At 41.9% G+C, this 1584-nt stretch carries 2 protein-coding genes; one reads left to right on the top strand and one right to left on the bottom strand.

What is annotated here, in order from left to right:
- Positions 1 to 46 precede the first annotated feature (46 nt).
- Positions 47 to 472 (bottom strand): hypothetical protein, encoded by a 426-nt coding sequence (locus A9165_RS16355; protein ID WP_141686180.1) that lies wholly within the window; start codon positions 470 to 472, stop codon positions 47 to 49.
- A 352-nt stretch (positions 473 to 824) separates the two neighbouring features.
- Here A9165_RS16355 and A9165_RS16350 point away from each other — a divergent pair.
- Positions 825 to 1584 (top strand): IS630 family transposase (locus tag A9165_RS16350; RefSeq protein ID WP_065956671.1); only part of this gene is annotated, 760 nt, incomplete at its 3' end.

Here is a 1584-nt window from a genome sequence, read left to right as displayed (position 1 = left end):
AAAATTTCTGGGGATACCTCAGGGAATGTATACGATAAATTTTTTTCTACTTCCCGGATTTTTTCTTTAATGACTCAATTAATAAATTAACCGGTTTTGCTTGTGGTTCGACAATTAATGTATTGCTTTTTGGCTCTTCCTTGTAATCATGTTCAATTTCTAACTTATTAAACAAACCATCTGATTTATAGTCGCGCTTTGGAGTTGAGGTGTCTTTACTAGGTTCCATAACCTCTTTTTCAGGTATTTCTTTAGGTATACGTAAATTGCTACCGCAGTGTTTGCAAATTACTGCTTCTTTCTTAATGATTTCAGCGCAATACATACATTTAGTATTATCTTTCGATTCAGAAACTTTTGCGTTCTGGAGTTCAGTTAAGTTATCGGTGTTCTTTAAAATCGCACTTGTCACTGGAATCAGAGTTCTTTTGCCACAGTTACGACAGCACTTACTGCCAAGGGTAAGCAACAAATACAATACACCTGGGAAGATGTAAAAGCATATCAGTATTATAAAGATAAGAGGATTAAAGGATGACTTTGAAAAAAAAGATTTCTCGTGACAAGTTGTACAGTAATAGCGAGACATTTTTATTCCTTTTTTATATATTTCAAGCAGGCTTACAGCCTGATCTACGCTGACTCTACATCAAATCAATACAACAATTTGCAGTGTTATGTCCTTCGAAATTTTAAGAGCCCTAGCGAGTAAATTTTACCTAAATAACTGTGTGTAATAGTAGATCACTCAGGTAAGGGAACTCAATGCAGTTTGCGCGATCAGATCAGTCGCCAAACAAACCAAACCCACAAACGCATTGAGTATGAACAGGATAGCATTTTTATATGGCGCGGAAACCCGCCGATTGAAGAAGATTATTCATAAAACACGAGATAGAGACCTTTGCCGCCGTGCGAATGCCGTCTTGCTGGTGTTGAAAGGTAAAACCAAGTCAGAGGTTGCGAACCTACTGCAAGCGGGTCGGTCATCGCTTAACCGCTGGTTGAAATGGTATGACGTTGCCGGTGTTGATGGTCTAAAAACTAAAGGCGTTGGTCGCCCCGTTAGGCAGAATCGGGATTTTATCTGTGGCGTGCTGAAAATTTTGCTGAAGTACACGCCAAGGACGCTTGGATATCAGCGTTCACGCTGGAGTACTGAGTTGTTTGCGCTGTTACTGAACAAGTTATGCAACATTCAGATCCACAGCTCAACAATCAGACGCTGGTTGCCCAAAGCAGGAATTGTCTGGCGGCGAGCTGCGCCAACGCTTTATATCCAAGACCCGGATAAAAAGGAGAAACTGGCGGCTATCCGGGAGGCGCTGGCAGATAACAGTGTTGACCACCCGGTGTTTTACCAGGATGAAGTGGATATCCATCTGAATCCTAAAATCGGTGCAGATTGGGGGCTCCGTGACGAACAGCGTAAGGTAGCAACACCAGGACAGAACAAGAAACATTATCTGGCGGGAGCATTACACGGCCAGACAGGGCAAATCGTTTATGTAGGTGGCGAGCGCAAGACCAGTGACTTATTTATTGAGTTGCTGGAAAAGCTTAAATGTACTAGCTCAGACTTGA

Source organism: Alishewanella sp. HH-ZS (genome assembly GCF_001704375.1).
GTDB lineage: Bacteria > Pseudomonadota > Gammaproteobacteria > Enterobacterales > Alteromonadaceae > Alishewanella > Alishewanella aestuarii.
Note: the sequence above shows the minus strand (reverse complement) of the source record. Positions and strands in the feature narration are given on the sequence as shown.